The following is a 19,930-nucleotide window of genomic DNA, read 5'->3' as shown; positions in this document are numbered from 1 at the left end:
GAGATAAATGAGTAAGAAACTTTTTATGCAAGCTATCAGCAAATTTTTCTTTGGTTTTTTGTTTGTTGCTACTTTGTTATTTCTTTCAGCAGGGACTTTGTATTATTGGAACGCTTGGCTTTTGTTAGCGATTCTGTTTATTCCCATGTTTATCGCAGGGCTTGTCATGATGATTTTTAGTCCAGAATTGCTTAAAAAGCGTCTTAATGCCAAAGAAAGTGAAAAAGAGCAGCAGCAGGTCATTAAGTTTAGCGCGCTGATGTTTATCACAGCTTTTTTGACAGCTGGTTTTAGCTTTCGTTTCCATTGGCTGCGCTTATCACCTAATATCAGTTATGTTGCAGCTGTGATATTCTTACTAGCTTATGGTTTATATGCAGAAGTTTTGCGTGAAAATACCTATCTCGCTCGAACGATTGAGGTTCAAGAAGGACAACAGGTGATCGACACGGGTTTGTATAGTATCATTCGTCACCCTATGTATGCCGCAACTTTACTTTTATTTTCAGCGATGGGGCTTGTTCTTGGGAGTTTGGTGTCATTTCTCATATTACTTGCTTACTTGCCTCTTATTGTCAAACGTATCCGTAATGAAGAAGCGGTTTTGGTACGTGACTTGCAAGGTTATGAAGTTTATCAAAAAAAAGTTCGTTATCGCTTAATTCCTTATATTTGGTAAAAGTCATTTTTGAAAATGGCTTTTTAATTGTGATTTCAATTGGTGAATTTAGGAGTTTGAAGAAAAATAGTTTGAAATATCAAATTAATAATTTGCAATGTTGCAAAATTCGAATGATAATTGTAACTTTTCTGAAATTTTCTTGAAAACATACAAAAATGTCTTTTCATAAACCTAAAAATGGAGTAATATAGATAATGTTCTATTTTTTATGGAAAGGGATACATCATGGAAAATAATTTGGGAAAATGCTTTAAGCTTTTGAGAGAATCAAAAGGCTTATCGCAAAAGGAAATAGCTGGGGAGGTTATTTCCATCGCGCAGTTATCACGTTTTGAACGTGGTGTTAGTAATATTAACGCTGATACGCTTTATCAGTGTTTGGAGAATATGAATGTCTCTATTGCAGAATTTCAGTGTGTTTGTAGGAATTACTTACAAAATCAAACACTGCTTTTTCAAGATGAAGTGGCTAAGGCTTACATTGAAAAAAATACACTAACCCTAAAACACTATCTAGTCAAATGTCAGCAACTTGAAGCTTCATCACCACACCAAAAATTTTACAAACTCAATACAATCATTGTCAAAGCTGTTTTGCAGCAGTGTGACAAGAAAGAAAAGGTCGCAAAAAAGGACGTTCAATTCTTGGTAGATTACCTGTTTTCAGTTGAAGAATGGGGGCGTTATGAGCTCTGGCTTTTCACTTACAGTGCCTCATTGATGACAAGTAACTTGGTTGAAACTTTCGCTTGTGAAATGATTAACCGCACGCAGTTTTATCAAGAAATTCCTGAAAATCGCCGTCTGGTCAATCAGATGTTGTTCAATGTGATTAACGTTTGTATTGAAAGAAGTCGTTTTTCATTAGCTTTCAAATTGCTTAACTATGCTGATAATTTGAAAAAAGATGAAACCGATTTGTTCATTCGCAATGCGGTCAAGTATTGTCGAGGTTATTACCTACTTAAAACAGGTAATCTATCTGGCCTTCAAACGATGGAAAAATGCGCAGAAATCATGATGTTTTTAGAATGCCACAGCATTGCTCAGCAAATGTTGGATAGAATTTCTGATTTAAAACAAGAAACATCACATATGCAAAAAGAATTAACTCATTTGTAATTTTAAGTAAACTATACGTGTAGTCTTTTTATGGAATTTATTTAGGAGGATTTATGGAAAACAAGATTCGCTATAAGCTACACAAAGTTAAAAAACAATGGGTAACCATTGCTGTTACAAGTATGGCACTCGTTGGAGTTGGTGTTGGAGTTGCTTGCTCTACACATGAAGTATCTGCCGACGAAACAAACGTCGTTGCCGTTACAAGAGGAAGTGACACCCCAGCGTCAAGTAGTAGTCAAACACAAACCAGCGCTGCTACAGAACAAAGTCAAGAAACAACAACTGAAGCTTCATCAACAGAAGAAACAGTAGTTGCGGATGACTCACAAAAAACTACAGATGCTACATCTGCTAAAGCTGATGACAAGACTACTGAAACTTCAGCAACTGAAGCATCTGAAGAAACAAAAGCATCATCTGAAGAAACAACTAAACCTTCAGAAGCTACTTCAACAGAAACAAGTGAAACTTCTGAAACTAACCCATCAGAAGAATCACACAAAGCTACTGATGAAGAAGTACGTGATGACAAAACAAACAAAGCTGCTGATTCAGACGCCGAAAAAGCTGCTGTTGACCAATTGAGCTTGGATAACATCAAAAAAATTGATGGTAAATACTACTACATTCAAGAAGATGGTACAGTTAAGAAAAACTTTGCCATCACAGTAAATGGTCAATTGCTTTACTTTGATGCTGAAACAGGTGCTTTATCATCAACATCAACTTACTCATTTACAGAAGGATTGACAGACCTTGTCGATAACTTCTCAAAAAATAACCAAGCTTACGATTCAACAGAAAAAAGCTTTGAATTGGTTGATGGTTATTTAACAGCTAATTCTTGGTATCGCCCTACTAAAGTTTTAGATAATGGTGAAAAATGGGTAGATTCAACTGAAGAAACTTTCCGTCCATTGGTAATGGCATGGTGGCCTGATGTTGACACACAAGTGAACTACCTTAACCACATGTCTGAATACTTTGGCATGGATAAAAAATATTCAGCAACTGATAAACAATCAACATTAAACGTTGCAGCAGAAGCTATTCAAATTAAAATTGAACAAGAAATCAAACGTCGTGGTGATGTAGCTTGGTTGCGTGATATCATTGCTTCATTTGTATCAACTCAAGACAAATGGAACATGAACTCAGAAGATCGTGACACTGACCACTTGCAAGGTGGTGCCCTTCTTTACGTTAACAGCGATTTGACTGAATGGGCTAATTCAGACTATCGTCTTCTTAACCGCGCACCTACTTACCAAAACGGTCAAACAAACTACCACAAAGCTGACCGTACAGGTGGTTATGACTTCTTGCTTGCAAACGACGTTGATAACTCAAACCCAGTTGTTCAAGCAGAACAATTGAACCAACTTTACTACCTTATGAACTGGGGTAAAGTGGTCTTTGGTGACGCTGACGCTAACTTTGATGGTGTTCGTGTCGATGCCGTAGATAACGTGGATGCTGACCTTCTTCAACTTTACACTGACTTATTTGAAGCAGCTTACGGCGTTAATAAAACAGAAGCACAAGCACTTGCTCACATTTCTATCCTAGAAGCTTGGAGCTTTAACGACCCTGATTATAACCACGATACAAACGGTGCTGCACTTGCTATCGATAATGGTCTTCGTATGGCTTTCCTTGATGTTTTGACACGTCCAGAAGGTAGCCGTTCAAACTTGGAATCATTGATTCATAATAGCCTTGGTATGACTGACCGTACTGTAGACAGCGCTTATGGTGATACAATGCCATCATATGCTTTCGTTCGTGCACACGATAGTGAAGTTCAAGGTATCATTGCATCAATCATCGCTGGTCAAATCAATCCTAAAACAGATGGTTTCACATTCACACTTGATGAATTGCAAAAAGCCTTTGAAATCTATAACGCTGATATGAACAGTGTTCACAAAAAATACACTCACTTCAATATCCCAGCAGCCTACGCTCTTCTTTTGACAAATATGGAATCTGTTCCACGTGTATACTACGGTGATTTGTTCACTGATAACGGTCAATACATGGCAGTTAAATCTCCATACTATGATCAAATCGTAGCTCTTCTTAAATCACGTATCAAATACGCAGCTGGTGGTCAAGCAATGAACGTTCAATACCCAGAAGGTGCTAACGGTGGCGTTTTGACATCTGTTCGTTTTGGTAAAGGCATCATGACGGCTGATCAAAAAGCAACAGATGAATCAGTTCCAACTTCAGGTATTGTGACAATCATTTCTAACAATCCAAACCTTAAATTAAACAGCTCAGATAAAATTGCTGTACAAGTTGGTATTGCACACGCTGGTCAATACTACCGTCCTTTGCTTTCACCAACTGAAAATGGTTTGAAAGCTTACCTTAACGATTCTGATACAGACATCACTAAACTTGTAGACGAAAACGGATTTATCTACTTCACAGGTGATGAAATCAAAGGTTTCCAAACTGTTGATATGAATGGTTTCCTTACTGTTTGGGTACCAGTTGGTGCATCAGCTGACCAAGATATCCGTGTCAAAGCAAGTACAGAAGCAAAAGAAGCAGGTAAATTAACTTACGAAACTTCAGCAGCTCTTGACTCACAAGTTATCTTTGAAGGATTCTCAAACTTCCAAGACTTTGTTAAAGACCCATCACAATACACTAACAAAGTCATTGCTGAAAATGCTGATCTCTTTGCTTCATGGGGTGTCACATCATTTGAGTTGGCACCACAATACGTGTCATCTACTGATGGTACATTCCTTGACTCAATCATTCAAAATGGTTATGCCTTCAGCGACCGTTATGACTTGGCAATGAGCAAAAACAATAAATACGGTTCAGCAGAAGACTTAAGAAATGCCATTAAAGCCCTTCACTCTAAAGGTATTCAAGTAATCGCTGACTGGGTTCCAGACCAAATTTACGCTCTTCCAGGTGAAGAAATCGTAACTGCAACACGTGTTAACGACTACGGTGAAGAACGCGAAGGTGCTCAAATTAAGAACAAACCTTATGCCGCAAACACTAAAAGTAGTGGTAAAGACTATCAAGCACAATATGGTGGTGAATTCTTAGAATACCTTCAAGAAAAATACCCATCAATCTTTGAACGTGTCATGATTTCTAACGGTAAGAAAATCGATCCATCAACTAAGATTAAAGTTTGGAAAGCTGAATACTTCAACGGAACAAACATTCTTGGTAAAGGTTCTGATTACGTTCTTAACGATCAAGCAACAGGTACTTACTTCACTGTTAATGAAAATGGCGCATTCCTTCCAAAACAAATGACATCAGATTCAGCACAAACTGGTTTCTACTATGATGGTAAAGGTATGACTTACTACTCAACAAGTGGTTACCAAGCTAAATCTTCATTCGTTCTTTACAACGGAAACCGTTACTACTTTGACGAAAATGGTCACATGGTAACTGGTATGCGTGAAATCGACGGTCAAACTTATTACTTCTTGCCAAATGGTATTGAACTTCGTGATGCTATCTATGAAGATGCAGAAGGAAACCAATACTACTTTGGTAAAACAGGTAGCCGTTATGAAGGTGGTCATTACTATGCCTTCAACACAACTGAAACAGTTGATGGCGTTGCTAAGACTGTAACAAACTGGCGTTACTTCGGTAAAGACGGTGTTATGGCGCGTGGTCTTGTTAAAATCGGTGAAGATTACCAATACTATGATGAAAATGGTAACCAAGTTAAAGGTCAACTTGTTAAAGACAAAGATGGCAAACTTCGTTACTTCAAAGGTGACTCAGGTGCCATGGTTGCTTCTGAATTCGCTCTTATTAACGGCGGATGGTATTACTTCAACGAAGACGGTGTAGCTGTTAAAGGTGCTCAAACAATTAACGGTCAACAATTGTACTTCGATGAAAATGGTGTTCAAGCCAAAGGTATCTTCGTAACCAATGAAGATGGTACACGTAGTTACTATGATGCTAAATCTGGTGAAAAATTTGTTGGTGATTTCTTCACAACAGGTGACAACCACTGGTATTTCGCTGACGAAAATGGTAACTTGGCAACAGGTTCACAAGTTATTCGTGGTCAAAAACTTTACTTTGCTGAAGATGGTCTCCAAGCTAAAGGTATCTTCGTAACAGATGCAGAAGGAAATCGTCACTTTTACGATCCAGATTCAGGTGAACTTGCCACAAATAAATTTATCGCTGATGGTGACAACTGGTATTACTTTGACGAAAACGGTCAAGTCGTAACAGGTGACCAAGAAATCAACGGTCAAGAATTGCATTTCGATGAAAATGGTGTTCAAACTAAAGGCGGATTTGCTACAGACGCTGAAGGTCACAAACACTATTACGATGCCAAAACTGGTGACTTGGAAGATGAAGATGTAGCTCTTGTAGAAGCTTAATCAGTCATCAAAAGCGTGTTAGTATTTAAATACTAAACAAATTTAAACAAGCAATAACTCCATAATAAAAAGCTATCAAATCTAGTGATGTGCGTGCTAGTATTTGGTAGCTTTTTTATGCTTAAAACTTTAAGTTTCATTAGCATTGGTGTATAATTTGGGTGAAGGAAGATGCCTTAGTATTTCAATACTAAGATAAGTTGACATCTAAAAAGGAGATTTCAGGCTATGATGAGTAAACAGAAAAAGACTAGTTTTAGAGATTATATTACTTTAAATGCTATTCCTATTTTGATTGAAGTGGTTTTTATCTTGTCGTGTTTGATTGTCCCGTCAAGCTACCTTATCTACACCAACGCTTTGTTTTACTTTTTGCTTTTGGTTTATTTTCTCATCTCTAAAGACCTTAATTTAAAAGAATGGTTTAGGAGTTTTAAAAGCGGCAGAAAGTACTGGATTCAGGTTTTATTGACGTTTTTAGGATTCGTGCTTACCTTTGCTTTGACAAGGATGCTAGAAGGATTTTTTCCAAACTTTGAGATAGGGAGTATCAGTTTAAGAAGAGATAGTTGGCTGACCTTAATCGTATTTTCCATTTCGACCATCTTTTTGCCAGCTATGACCGAAGAGACATTTTACCGAAAAAACATGATTCTGTTTGATAGTAAGAAGGCAATTTTTCTCACGACCTTTTTTAGTATGTTACTCTATGCTTTGGAACACTCGCTTTCTTGGTGGGGAATTTTCTTGACCATGATTTGGGCGCTACCGTTGAGCTTATCGTATATCAGAACTAGAAATATTTACGTTGTCATGACGGCGCATTTTATTGGAAATCTTATCGGCAATGGCAGCGATGTGATTGCTACCTTGATTCATTGGTTATCTTAATTGAAATCTTACAAATAGCACCTTTAGCTGAATTTGGCTAGGGGTGCTTTTTTAGGTTTAAATGACCAAAAAAATTGTGCAGATATACCACTAGTGATATGCAAGCGTTTGCGATATAATGCACTTAGTAATAATGATGGAGAAAAATTATGGCAAAAAGAGAACATTTTTTAAGAGAAGCAATGACGATTGCAATCCCTGTAGCTTTGCAAGCCATGCTGCAGTCATCCTTTTCAATGATTGACCAATTAATGGTCGGACAGCTTGGAAAGACTGCCATTGCAGCCGTTGAAGTTGGCGGAAAGCCACAATTTGTCTTTGCCTTTGTTAGCGGAGCAATTGCGACCGTAACAGGTATCATGGTTTCTCAGTATATGGGAAAAAATGATCAGAAAAAGATTAATACCAGCATGTCAGTTAACCTCTTAGTCATGCTGTGCTTGGCTTTATTTACCATGGGCTTGTGTTTAATCTTGCCTGATGTGCTGGCAGGAATCTTCACTAAGGATACTGAAGTTGTGGTGACGGCTAAACCTTATATTCAGCTCTTAGCTTGGGTCTATCCTTTATCTGGGGTTGCAACGCTTTTAGCGGTTCAATTACGTTGCCGAAATTACGCTAAGTATCCGCTCTACATCAGTGCAGTCGCTGCGGTGGTCAATACATGCTTAAATTATCTCTTGATTTTTGGACATTTTGGTTTTCCTGCCATGGGAATCAAGGGGGCAGCGCTAGCTAGTTTAATGTCTCAAGTAGTGAATCTGGCTTTGATGGTTTATTTTTACCATAGAACTTGTCAATTTAGCTTTGATTTGCGGATGAAGGCTTCAGAGATTAGTCAGTACCTCATCATGCTAACGCCTATTGTGGTTAATGAGTTGCTTTGGACTTTGGGGCAAAATGTCAATACCTACATTTATGGGCACATGGGAACGAGCGAGCTTGCTGGGATGTCACTAACTGGTCCCATTCAGGGGCTATTTATCGGGGCTTTGTCTGGGTTATCACAAGCTGCGGGGATTTTAATCGGACGCAGGCTTGGTGAGCATGATTACGAACGAGCTTATCATGATTCGAAACGTTTGTGCTTTTATGGTTTTGTAGGGTCACTCATTTTATCAATCTTCTTGATTTTGGGTGAAAATCTCTACATTGACTTATATAATGTTGGTCCTGATGTTAGACAAGTCGGGTCACAACTCTTGTTGACTTTTGCGATTTTAGCACCGGTTAAAGTCCAAAATATGATTTTGGGTGGTGGTGTTATCCGAAGTGGTGGGAGAACCAAGTACATCATGATTATCGATATTTTGGGTACATGGTGTATTGGTGTGCCTTTAGGGCTCTTTACGGGACTGGTTCTTAAACTTCCGATTGTTTGGGTTTATTTTATTCTATCGCAAGAGGAATTGTTCCGTTTTATCGTGTCAGTCTTTATGTTCCGCAGTAGAAAATGGATGAATACCATTAAATAAGCTGTTTTCACTAAAATTGACAAATTGTCAAAAAAATAGGCCGTTTTACGACTTTATGTGAGACCTTTTGATTAAAAAGTTTTATAATGAAGAAAAAGGTTTCTATGATACCGCTTTCTTTTTAGCAGTGTTTAGGATGATAAAAGGAGTGTTTTATATGGAATTAGAGACTGCAAAAAGATGGCTCATCTTGTTCTACGAAAAAATCCAAGACAATGTGGCTGTTTTAGCTGAATTGGACTCAACGATGGGAGGAGATGGAGACCATGGTGAAAACATGCTACGTGGTATGACAGCTGTTGTCAATACCGTTGAACCAAAAGAATTTACTTCGACATCTGATTTGTTTACAGAAACGGGGATGCTTCTTTTGACAAAAGTCGGTGGTGTGTCTGGAACGTTGTATGGTTCAGCATTCTTGGGAATGGCGAGAGCTGAAAAAGTTGATGGCACGCTTTACAATGACATCAAAGAAGGCTTGGTCATGATTCAAAGGCGTGGTCGAGCAGAAATCGGTGATAAAACTATGGTTGATGTCTGGGCGCCTGTAGTAGAAGATTTGAAAAATCATCAGCTAACACCAGAGCATATTGATGAGTATATTCTAAAGACAGCTCTTTTGAGAGCTAAAAAGGGACGTCATGCATATGCTGCAGATGGTTCACTTGGGCTTGTCGATCCTGGTTCGTATTCATCAGGTCTATTGTTTAAAGCACTATTAGAAGCGGAGGAAAATGATTATGTCTAAGAAAACTGGTATTGTTATTGTGTCACACTCAAAAGATATTGCTCAGGGTGTCGTAGATTTAATCTCACAAGTGGCAACAGATGTTCCCATTACATTTTCTGGTGGAACTGAAGATGGTAGAATCGGAACAAGTTTCCAACAAATCAAAGAAACAGTCGATAACAACGCTGCAGATACCTTGCTAGGATTCTTTGATTTTGGCTCTTCAAAGATGAATCTAGAAATGGTTGGGGAATTATCTGAAAAGAACATCCTTATGTGTAAAGTTCCTCTCGTTGAAGGGGCTTATACAGCAGCCTCTTTACTGCAAGCAGGTGTTCCATTTGAGGCTGTCATTGAACAACTTCGTGAAATGGATATCGATAAATAATGATAAAAAAATCTAAGCGGGCCTAGGTCCGCTTTTTTTCTGCTAAACATCCAGATTTAATGGAAAAATTGGTAACAATCTTTGCGACTTTATCTACATGTCAAAGTGGACAATGTTCCACTTTTTTTATATAATAAAGTCAGTTGTATAACTGACTTTTTAAAAACAAATCAGTTTATATTTACAAAATGCGATAAAAGAGGTGAGTTTGATGTATTATCCTGAAAAGTTAAAAAATCGTCGTTTGGAGCTTGGTTTGAAGCAGACAGAACTAGCAAAGGAGCTTGGGATTTCTAAGCAGTCTTATTTTGCTTGGGAAAAAGGTACGGCAAAGCCGACAAAAGCTAACTTGGCTAAGCTAGAAGAGCTTTTACAGGTGTCGCACGGCTATTTTTCTGAGCTTGAGATTGCTACTCTTTATAAGCAATTAACTGACCAAAATCAGGATAAAGCTTTGACTTATGTTCAAGATTTACTTGAACAGCAGCGTAAGGTGGTTACTATGGTTCAAGAACCACGTTTTGCCTACAAGGTTTACGAACGTTTGTCAGCTGGTATCGGTGCTAATGTCTATGATGATATGGATTACGATACAGTTTATTTTGATAAAGAGTTGGCGCATGATTTTGCCTCGTGGATTGATGGGGATTCTATGGAACCGACTTATCATAATGGCTCAGTAGCTCTCATTCGTGACACTGGTTTTGATTATGATGGCGCGGTTTACGCCGTTGTTTGGAATTCACAGACTTATATCAAAAAAGTTTACCGCGAGGAAAATGGCTTGCGCTTGGTATCAATTAATAAAGATTATGCGGACAAATTTGCTCCTTATGAGGATAATCCGCGTATTGTCGGGAAAATCGTTGGAAGTTTTATACCAATCATAGGAGGATAAGATGCGATTAAAAGATATTTTAGACTTGGATTCATATGACTTAGCTCCTGATAGCAAGGTCGAAATTTTTGATATGGATGATTTTGCGGATTCTGTCATGCATCAGCGTTTTTCAAAGGTTTATTTACCAGAAAATCAAGACAGCGAACTCTCACCATATGCCTTTTTGGTCAATGATTCTATCTTGATTACCATGGAGGCTTAGATGGGCTACTTTGATTATTCACGGGAGCCACGCGCAGACATCGCTTTTGTGGATATGAAATCATTTTATGCCAGTGTGGAATGTGTCGACCGTGGTTTGCACCCGTTAAAAACTTCGCTTTGCGTTATGAGCCGTGCTGAAAATGCCAGTGGCTTGATTTTGGCGTCTTCACCGACGTTCAAGAAAGTTTTTGGCAAGTCAAATGTTAGCCGTGCTTATGATTTGCCTTTTGATGTGCACACGCGCAAGTTTTCTTATTACAATGCCAAACGTCAAGGTTTACCAACCACGCCTGAGTATGTGGCTTTCATTGAAAATTGGGCAAAGGCGACTTGGATTGTGCCACCGCGAATGGACCGCTACATCGAGAAAAATCTGGAAATCCAGCATATTTTCCAGAATTACGGTAGTATTGAGGACATTTTGCCTTACTCTATTGATGAAGGCTTTATTGATTTGACCTCGTCGCTGAACTATTTTATCCCTGACAAGACCCTAGGTAAGAAAGAAAAGCTGGATAAGGTTTCTGCTATGATTCAGCGAGAAATTTGGCAAAAGACAGGCATCTACTCAACGGTTGGCATGTCAAATGCCAATCCATTGCTTGCAAAGCTTGCCCTTGATAACGAAGCCAAGCACAATCAGAACATGCGTGCCAATTGGTCTTACGAGGATGTTGAGACTAAGGTTTGGGCGATTCCTAAGATGACTGACTTCTGGGGGATTGGCAGTCGTATGGAAAGGCGTCTTAATAAGCTTGGCATTTTTACCATCAAAGAACTTGCTAATTTCAATCCCGATATTCTCAAGAAAGAGCTTGGTATCGTGGGGGTCGACCTCTTCTTTCATGCTAACGGCATTGATGAAAGCAACGTTCACCAGCCCTACAAGCCTAAGTCTAAGAGCATTGGCAATTCTCAGGTTTTGCCACGCGATTATCGCAAGAAGGCCGATATCGAGTTAGTTTTTAGGGAAATGGCAGAGCAGGTTGCTATTCGCCTGAGAAGAGCTCACAAGAAGGCGACAAATGTGTCGATTTATGTCGGCTTTTCAAAGCAAGAGAAAAAGCACCGTATTCAGGCGCAAATGAAAATCGAGCCTAGCAATAACACCAAGCAACTGACTGAGCACGTTTTAACTTTGCTGCGCAAAAAATACGATTCGGGTGCTGTCAGACATATCGCGGTATCTTATTCAGGCTTAGTCGATGAATCGTACAGTACGTTTTCCTTATTTGATGACATTGAAAAAATAGAAAAAGAAGAAAGGCTCCAATCGGCTATTGATGCTATTCGTGATCAGTTTGGCTTTACAACCATTCAAAAGGCTAATGCTCTGCAGGAAGCCTCACGCAGCCTAGAGCGCAGCAAATTGGTCGGCGGGCATTCCGCAGGAGGATTGGATGGATTAAGTTAAGATGATTGATCGCAGTTATTTACCATTTCAATCGGCGCGTGAGCACTATGACAGAGGCATGGAAAAATGGATGGGTTTTTTCTTATCCGAACACACCAGCTCACTAAAAGCCGATAAAACCAAAGAACTCCTACACACCAACCTTACCAAAGACCAAAAAGCGCTGCTCCTCAGCCAACTCTACACCAGCCACCTCACTGGTGTTTTTACAATCGCTAAAGATAAAGACCACACCAAACGCCTAAAAGGCAAAATCACCGACCTCACCCCACAAGAAATCACCATCAAAACAAAATCCCACTACCAACTCATCCAAACCAAAGACATCCTAGCCATCGGCGTGGAAGTCGAGGGAGTGTGAGGAGAGATAAGGAGACTACAATGACCACAAAGGAAGAAGTAAAAAGAATCGTTGATAAATATGACTAAAGGATTTCCTCTCTAACTAAAAATGGAACCTTAGAAGAGAAGAACACAGTTTTCAAATACATCGTAGACCAAGCCGATAAACGCCAATGCCAGTTGATGGGGTTGGAAGATGAAGAACGTGAAGACTAACCAAGAATAACTTACCTAGTTTTATAAAGAGCTAGGTAAGTTTTTATTTGAATGGTTAAGATAACGGTTCCGTGCGTGGTGGAAGCATGATATAATGTAGAAGATATAATAATTTGAGGTAAGGGTACCTCTAGTGTATTACATAGTAATACACTAACACCATGAAGTCCCTTACTCATGTGAGAAAAGGGGTTATACAATGAGTTTTGATAATCTTGTAAATCAGATAAATAACTCTGCAGAGACACAGCGTGATAGAGGAACATATTTTGAATATCTTGTAAGAGCATATTTTCAAAATGAACCCACATACAAAAACGAATTTAAAAATGTATGGATGTTAGTTGATGTCCCAGAAGAATATGGTATTCCAAAAACAGATATTGGAGTAGATTTAGTTGCTGAAAAATGTACTGGGGAACTAGTAGCAATCCAAGCTAAATTTTACGACCATCCTATTCAAAAATCCAATATTGATTCGTTTTTAAGCGAACTTGGTAAAGATTACTATGAATCAGGAATTATAGTAGCTTCCACAGATAAGTGGGGAAAAAATGCGGAAAAAGCTTTAGCTGACAGAAGTGATGTCATACGTATTGGTTTATCAGATCTTAGAAATTCTCGAATTGATTGGGATAAATTTTCTTTTGAACGACCAGAAGAAGTAGAAGTCAAGTCTAAAAAGCAACCACGCTATTATCAAAGAGAAGTAATTGCAGCAGCTTTAGAACATTATAAAACTAACGACCGAGGTCAATTAATCATGGCTCCAGGTACTGGTAAAACTTTTACTAGTTTGAAAATTACCGAAGCTATGGCAAAAGCAGCAGCTAAAGAACAGTATGTTGTTCTTTACTTAGTTCCTAGTATCCAGCTTCTTACTCAAACATTACGTGGTTGGAATAATGATACCGAGATGACTATGTCATCAATGGCGGTAACAAGTGATAGAAATGCTAGTCGTGGCAGTATTAAACAAGATGAATCAAATATTACAATAAAAGCTAGTGATATTTGATTTAATTATTGCTGATGAGGCACACCGCACAACTGGTGCTAAAGCTTTAGGTGATCAAGATTCATATTTACAAAAGTTCACAGTAATTTAAATGTTAAAGCCAAGAAACGTCTTTATCAAACAGCAACGCCAAAACTATATGGTATGGATGCTAAGAAAAAAGCTAAAGATAATTCAATAGTTATTTCAAGTATGGATGATGAAAGTTTATATGGTGAAGTCTTTTATCGTTTAGGTTTTGGTGATGCTATTAGTCATGATATTTTAACAGATTATAAACTGATGGTTTTAGCTGTGGATGAAACAGTTGTCCAAAAAGATATGCAAAAATCATTATCTGATCCTGAAAACGGGCTAAATATTGATGATGTCGGGCGTATTATTGGTGTTTGGAATGGCATGATTAAACGTGAAAGTTTTGCAGATAAAGTTTCTGGTGAACCGATGAAGCGAGCTATCGCTTTCTCACGTACTATTAAAGATAGCAAACGTATTTCTGAACAATTTGAAAGAGTTGTTAATGATTATCTCGATAGTGAAGAAGGCTACTCTGTTAATGTTCGTCACGTTGATGGTGGTATGAATGCTCTTGAGAAAAATGAAGCATTAGACTGGCTAGCTAGTGATGATATTCCAGAAAATTCGGCTCGCATTTTATCAAATGTACGTTTCTTGACAGAAGGAATTGATGTTCCTAACTTAGATGCTATTATTTTCCTATCACCACGTAAGTCACAAGTCGATATTGTACAAGCAGTTGGTCGTATTATTCGAAAATTTGAAGGAAAAGAATATGGCTACATCATTCTTCCAATTGTAGTTCCTGCAGGTGAAACGCCAGAAAATATTTTAGATAACAATAAATCTTATGATGTAGTTTGGCAAGTTCTTAATGCTTTACGTTCTGTAGATGAGCGATTTGAGGCGACTATTAATAAGTTAGAATTGAATCGTAAAAAGCCTAAAAATATTCAAGTAATTGGGGTTGGTGGAGCTCCCGACGATCCTGAATTTAATACTAATGGTGATGGCACAGTTATCGAAGAACCATTTAAACCTTATCAAACTGAATTAGAACTAGAATGGGAAGCTGTAGAAGGTGCTATTTACGGTAAAATTGTTCAGAAAGTTGGTGATAGACGTTATCTTGAAGATTGGTCGAAAGATGTTGCCGATATTGCACGCCGTCACATTCAGGGAATTAAGATTATTTTAGAACAGAACCCAGATAGTAAGACAGCTTTCGAACGTTTCCTACACAGCTTGCAGCATAATATCAATGAATCTATTAATCAAGAACAAGCTATTGAAATGTTAGCTCAACACTTAATTACATTGCCGATATTTGATGCTTTATTTGGTGAGTACAGCTTTGTTAAAAATAATCCTGTTAGTTCAGCTATGGAAAAAATCATTGACGAACTCTCTCAATATGGCTTTGAGAAAGAGCAAAAAGAATTGCAACCATTTTACGAATCTGTTCGTTTACGTGCTGAAGGGATTGATAATGCACAAGCTAAACAAAAAATTATTATCACTCTTTATGATAAATTCTTTTCTACTGGTTTCAAGTCAACAACAGAACGTCTAGGAATTGTCTTTACGCCTGTTGAAGTAGTTGATTTTATCATTAAATCTGTTGATGTAGTCTTACGTAAACATTTTGGTAAAACATTAGCAAGCGAAAATGTTCATATTCTTGATCCATTTACAGGAACAGGTACTTTTATTACGCGCACGCTACAATATCTTAAAACTCTTATGGATAAGGGTGAAATCATTTATAATGATATTCTAAGAAAATATACGCAAGAACTTCACGCGAATGAAATAGTCCTTTTAAGCTATTATATCGCTGCTATCAACATCGAGGCGGTATTTGATGATATTAATGGCGAGGAACCGTATGAACCATTTGAAGGAATCGTCCTTACAGATACCTTTGAATCTACAGAACAAGAAGACACACTTGATGATTCGTTCTTTGGAACAAATGATGAGCGTCTCAAACGCCAACAAGAAAAGCCGATTACAGCGATTATTGGTAACCCTCCCTACTCTATTGGTCAAAGTAGTCAGAATGATAATAATCAAAATATTTCTTATCCGAAGTTGGATAAACGCTTGGCGGATACCTATGTGGCAAAATCAAATGCAGGATTAACAAGAGGGCTTTATGATTCATATGTAAAAGCTTTTCGTTGGGCATCTGACCGTCTGAAAGATCAAGGTGTCATTGGTTTTGTGACCAATGGTGGCTATCTAAATTCAAATTCTACAGATGGACTTCGTGCAGGACTTTACGAAGAATTTAATCATCTTTATATCTTTAACATGCGAGGCAATGCACTTGGGTTAGGAGAAATCCGTAAAAAAGAAGGTGGGAATGTTTTTGGGGCAGGTACTCGGACATCGGTAGCCATTTCTATTCTTGTTAAAGATGGTTCTGATAGTCATGAAATTCATTACCATGATATTGGCGATTATCTATCGCAAAAAGAAAAGCTCAGTATCATCGAAGACTTTGCAGATATTTCAGCTATTGATTGGCAAGAGATTACACCTGATAACAATAACGACTGGCTTAATCAACGTGACCCGAATTATCAGAAGTATGCTGTTCTAGCTGGTGAGCAGGATTCTGTTTTCTTAAATAATTCTATGGGTATTTTAACAAGTCGTGATTCATGGGTGTATGGTTACTCAAAGGAAAAGGTAATACAAAACGTACAACGTCTTATTCAAAATTATAATAGTGAATTAGAACGGCTGAAAGATGTACCATCTAGTGAAAGAAAAGGTCAATTAAATCGTAATGCAGATTATGTTAATTGGTCTCGTAAACTTGAACGCCTTGCTGCTAATGACTTTGAGATTACTTATCAACCTAATGGAATAAAACAAAGTCTATATAGGCCCTTTACTAAAAAATGGGTTTATCATGATAAATATCTTAACGAAGAAGCACGTCTCTATTTTGATAAATTCGGTAAAGATAATCTTGTCATCAATACAACTGGACGAGGTGCATCACGAGATTTCTCTACTTTGGTAATCAATTGTTTGCCAAGTAATGACTTTATGGAGAAAGGTCAAGGTTTCATGCGTTATGATAATGAAATCGATGAAACAGCACTTTTTCAGTCTAATGATAATATGAATCAAGCTTTTGCTGCTAAGCTTGGATTAGGTTTAGATGATACTTTTGCCTATGTTTATGGTCTGCTTAATTCTCGTGAATATCAGGAAAAATATGCTAACGATTTGAAAAAAGACCTAGCTCGAATTCCAATTGTCAAAAACAAAGAAAAATATGTTGAAATTGGTAGAGCACTCATGGATTTGCACCTCAACTATGAGGAAGTTCCAGTTTATGAAGATGTAAAAATTCAATTATCAGAACAGACATCTTATAAGGTAACTAAGATGAAGTTTGCTAAAAAACGTGATGAGAATGGTAAATCAGTTAATGACCGTTCAATTATTATTTATAATAACGATATTACTATTAGCAATATCCCAGAAAAAGCTTATCAATATGTTGTTAATGGACGTTCAGCAATCGAATGGATTATGGACCAATATCAGATTAAAATGGATAAAAAGTCTGGTATCACAGATGACCCAAATGATTATAGTAATGATGAAAAATATATCTTTAATCTATTGTTGAGAATTATTAACGTCTCAATTCAAACGGTCGATCTAACCAACAGCTTACCAAAATTTGAAGTAGAGGAGTAATATGGTGTTTTTCTTCTTTTTTGATAATGATGATAAATCTAACGATAAACAGATTGAATTGCATTATTTATCGAATTCAATCTCATATGGTGTAGATAAAATTGATGGCAAGGAGTTTTTTGATTCCCATGGAAAACTAGAAAAGCAAGAATCAAAGGATGACTCTAAAAATGAATTTAAAGAGAGTGAATTTAAGCAATTGATTAGCGAAAAGATTCGTAAAACTATTTACGGAGAGAAATATTCAAATATTGTTTTTCTTGCTGGGGCTGGGGCGTCTGTAGTAGGAGGAAACCCAAAATATGGGAAAACAGTAAAAATGATTGCAGATGATATATTTGAAGAGCTTCATAAATCTACCGAAAATCTATATACATTAGAAGAGTTGGCAACACAATGTAGATACAAGGATGGAAACATATTAGCTGGAAATAAATCTGGATCACCAGCTTCACCTAAATTAGTAGATGATTTTAATCTAGAGGATTTCTTATCAACATTATTTCATTATCGTCCTTATGTTCCAAATGATGATAAAGTGAAGTTTAATGGAACTATTGACAAAATTTTACAACTGATTAAGGAAAATACAAATTATTCATATGATAGCAGAGTGTTGAAACACGGTGCATTATTAAAGTTTTTATCTGATTTATCAGGAAAAGATGGAAATAAATTTTCCGTTATTACAACTAATTATGATGTTTTGATTGAGGAAGCTGCTGCAGAAAATAATTTTGTTATTTTTGACGGATTCAATTTTACACCTCTACCAAAGTTTGATAGTAATATGTTTGAATGGAATCTTGTGAAAGAGGTTCAGAATGTTAATACCAGAGAAGTTGAATATAAGGATAAGACATTCAATCTTGTTAAAATCCATGGATCACTTACTTGGGAAAAACAGGATAATGGTGATATCGTAAGAAAAAATAAAGATAGCATTACTGAAACCGATAAAATGGTAATGGTTTTTCCTAGTTCAGATAAATTTGCCCAAAGTTATCAGGAACCGTATTTCGAGCTATTTACAAAATTTCAAGAGCTTATAAAACGTCCCAATACGTTGCTGATTTCTTCAGGATTTAGTTTTGCAGATGACCATATTTCTAAGATGATTACGCAGGCATTGAAAAATAACTCTAGTCTGAGATTATTAGTGACAGACTTTAATATTGACCCAAATAGACAGTGGAATGAAAATGAAAAGCGGTATATTGAGATTACAGAGGACAAAAGTCAATATAATAAAAATTGGGGAGAACTTGTGCACCTTATGGATGAAGGTTATCCAATTTCTTTCTTAAAGGCTACTATGAACAGTGATTTAGTTGATTACTTGAGTGGAAGGTATTTAAATGACGAAAATTGATAGTTTTTACAAAGTTGCTGATAAGAGTAATTATTATCTTGGAATGATTTCTCAAGTAAATCGTTCCTATTCGACAATTCAGATAGAAAATTTATCACTCTTTTCATATAGAAAGTTAAGGAAAGATGTACTTGCTCCTAATACAATAAATTTTTATGTTTTAGTTGATTCAAGTAGCGGATTATTCTTTGGAGAAATATTTCAATCTAAAGTTCCAAATTCTGATAGTGTACATGAAATGTTAACGAATGGACAACAAGAAAAAATTTTTCCAGAAATAAATATTGACATACTTGGGTATATACCGTTGGGTGAGAAATATTTTAAATTAAATGGAACAAACACGGTTGGTATTACTGATAAGGTATATATTGCTAATGAATTAGCAGTGGAGCTTTTTATAAAATCAATAGAAGTAAATCCTAACAGTGAAAAATTACTATCTTCTTTCGCAAATCTTGCCTTTAGCTCTCAAAAATATCCAATAAAATTACAGCCAAAAACTTTATTTAATAGACATTTGATGACTGTCGGAACTACAAATAGTGGTAAGTCAACATCTGCATTGAGTATTTTAGATAAGTTGGTTAATGATGGTATAAGAACATTGATAGTAGACCCAACGGGGGAATATTCTGATTCTTTTACTGAAGATGAAGTAGATAAGTATGTACTGGGAAAAAATGCCGTTCTTCCCTTATCGCAAATATCAATGAATCAATGGTCAATTCTTTTTGAGACAAATGATGGCACACAACCAGCGGTATTGGCTGAAGCAATACGCTCATTAAGATATCAATTCAAGATTGGAAATCAGGATGTCTACAAAAAAATAGGAAAGTCAGTGACAGAAGTTGAGAGTGATTTTTCAAAACTCACTGATGAAGATCGAAATTTTCAACTTGAGCTTTTACCAAATCAGATAGCTGTTGAAACAACTCAACAGGATAAAAAAGGAAATTATATAGCAGATGCTTTCAATTTTAATGTAAATCAATATCTTATTCAAAAAGTTAATTATAAATTAG

General features: G+C 36.9%; 13 protein-coding genes and 1 pseudogene. All 14 read left to right on the top strand.

The genetic code is table 11. From position 1 onward, the window contains the following. Positions 1 to 7: 7 nt before the first annotated feature. Entirely contained in the window at positions 8 to 679 is a 672-nt protein-coding gene (locus SFC32_RS07920) for a methyltransferase family protein (protein WP_411049698.1), read from the top strand. Between the two features lie 228 nt (positions 680 to 907). After that, a complete protein-coding gene (locus SFC32_RS07915) occupies positions 908 to 1,804 on the top strand; it encodes an Rgg/GadR/MutR family transcriptional regulator (RefSeq protein WP_074563613.1) in 897 nt (298 codons plus the stop codon). Between the two features lie 53 nt (positions 1,805 to 1,857). Then, positions 1,858 to 6,207, top strand: coding sequence for a glycoside hydrolase family 70 protein (locus SFC32_RS07910; protein WP_411049699.1), 4,350 nt, complete (start codon positions 1,858 to 1,860; stop codon positions 6,205 to 6,207). A gap of 228 nt (positions 6,208 to 6,435) precedes the next feature. Further along, positions 6,436 to 7,098: a CPBP family intramembrane glutamic endopeptidase gene (locus SFC32_RS07905; protein WP_074563617.1), complete on the top strand. Its 663-nt coding sequence runs from the start codon at positions 6,436 to 6,438 to the stop codon at positions 7,096 to 7,098. A 149-nt stretch (positions 7,099 to 7,247) separates the two neighbouring features. Continuing rightward, entirely contained in the window at positions 7,248 to 8,573 is a 1,326-nt protein-coding gene (locus SFC32_RS07900; RefSeq protein WP_074964678.1) for an MATE family efflux transporter, read from the top strand. A 157-nt stretch (positions 8,574 to 8,730) separates the two neighbouring features. Beyond that, a complete protein-coding gene (gene dhaL, locus SFC32_RS07895; RefSeq protein WP_411049701.1) occupies positions 8,731 to 9,321 on the top strand; it encodes a dihydroxyacetone kinase subunit DhaL in 591 nt (196 codons plus the stop codon). Then, on the top strand, positions 9,314 to 9,691 hold the full coding sequence (dhaM, locus tag SFC32_RS07890; protein WP_074560098.1) for a dihydroxyacetone kinase phosphoryl donor subunit DhaM: 378 nt from the start codon (positions 9,314 to 9,316) through the stop codon (positions 9,689 to 9,691). Before dhaL ends, dhaM begins: the two co-directional genes overlap by 8 nt. A 211-nt stretch (positions 9,692 to 9,902) precedes the next feature. Continuing rightward, positions 9,903 to 10,589 carry a S24 family peptidase gene (locus tag SFC32_RS07885; protein ID WP_411049702.1) on the top strand — a complete coding sequence of 229 codons (687 nt, stop codon included), beginning with the start codon at positions 9,903 to 9,905 and terminating at the stop codon, positions 10,587 to 10,589. A 1-nt stretch (position 10,590) separates the two neighbouring features. Continuing rightward, positions 10,591 to 10,794, top strand: a complete 204-nt coding sequence (locus SFC32_RS07880; RefSeq protein ID WP_074482210.1) for a hypothetical protein — start codon at positions 10,591 to 10,593, stop codon at positions 10,792 to 10,794. Continuing rightward, the gene (locus SFC32_RS07875; protein WP_411049704.1) at positions 10,795 to 12,210 is read left to right on the top strand and encodes a Y-family DNA polymerase; all 1,416 of its coding nucleotides are present in this window, start codon (positions 10,795 to 10,797) and stop codon (positions 12,208 to 12,210) included. A gap of 1 nt (position 12,211) precedes the next feature. Further along, a complete protein-coding gene (locus SFC32_RS07870) occupies positions 12,212 to 12,571 on the top strand; it encodes a hypothetical protein (protein WP_411049705.1) in 360 nt (119 codons plus the stop codon). Between the two features lie 396 nt (positions 12,572 to 12,967). Beyond that, positions 12,968 to 17,530, top strand: a pseudogene (locus SFC32_RS07865) (DEAD/DEAH box helicase). Between the two features lies 1 nt (position 17,531). After that, entirely contained in the window at positions 17,532 to 18,902 is a 1,371-nt protein-coding gene (locus SFC32_RS07860; RefSeq protein WP_411049706.1) for an SIR2 family protein, read from the top strand. Then, positions 18,889 to 19,930: helicase HerA domain-containing protein (locus SFC32_RS07855; RefSeq protein ID WP_411216648.1), on the top strand; the 1,042-nt coding region annotated here is incomplete at its 3' end. The genes SFC32_RS07860 and SFC32_RS07855, both read left to right, overlap by 14 nt.

The organism is Streptococcus sp. TATVAM-FAB8, from assembly GCF_046592795.1.
In the GTDB taxonomy this organism is placed as follows: Bacteria; Bacillota; Bacilli; order Lactobacillales; family Streptococcaceae; genus Streptococcus; species Streptococcus ruminicola.
Note: the sequence above shows the minus strand (reverse complement) of the source record. Positions and strands in the feature narration are given on the sequence as shown.

Excerpts from the sequence above, each read along its gene's own strand:
- SFC32_RS07920 (WP_411049698.1), top strand. The coding sequence starts at position 8 with ATGAGTAAGAAACTTTTTATGCAAGCTATCAGCAAATTTTTCTTTGGT.
- SFC32_RS07915 (WP_074563613.1), top strand. The coding sequence starts at position 908 with ATGGAAAATAATTTGGGAAAATGCTTTAAGCTTTTGAGAGAATCAAAA.
- SFC32_RS07910 (WP_411049699.1), top strand. The coding sequence starts at position 1,858 with ATGGAAAACAAGATTCGCTATAAGCTACACAAAGTTAAAAAACAATGG.
- SFC32_RS07905 (WP_074563617.1), top strand. The coding sequence starts at position 6,436 with ATGATGAGTAAACAGAAAAAGACTAGTTTTAGAGATTATATTACTTTA.
- SFC32_RS07900 (WP_074964678.1), top strand. The coding sequence starts at position 7,248 with ATGGCAAAAAGAGAACATTTTTTAAGAGAAGCAATGACGATTGCAATC.
- dhaL (WP_411049701.1), top strand. The coding sequence starts at position 8,731 with ATGGAATTAGAGACTGCAAAAAGATGGCTCATCTTGTTCTACGAAAAA.
- dhaM (WP_074560098.1), top strand. The coding sequence starts at position 9,314 with ATGTCTAAGAAAACTGGTATTGTTATTGTGTCACACTCAAAAGATATT.
- SFC32_RS07885 (WP_411049702.1), top strand. The coding sequence starts at position 9,903 with ATGTATTATCCTGAAAAGTTAAAAAATCGTCGTTTGGAGCTTGGTTTG.
- SFC32_RS07880 (WP_074482210.1), top strand. The coding sequence starts at position 10,591 with ATGCGATTAAAAGATATTTTAGACTTGGATTCATATGACTTAGCTCCT.
- SFC32_RS07875 (WP_411049704.1), top strand. The coding sequence starts at position 10,795 with ATGGGCTACTTTGATTATTCACGGGAGCCACGCGCAGACATCGCTTTT.
- SFC32_RS07870 (WP_411049705.1), top strand. The coding sequence starts at position 12,212 with ATGATTGATCGCAGTTATTTACCATTTCAATCGGCGCGTGAGCACTAT.
- SFC32_RS07860 (WP_411049706.1), top strand. The coding sequence starts at position 17,532 with ATGGTGTTTTTCTTCTTTTTTGATAATGATGATAAATCTAACGATAAA.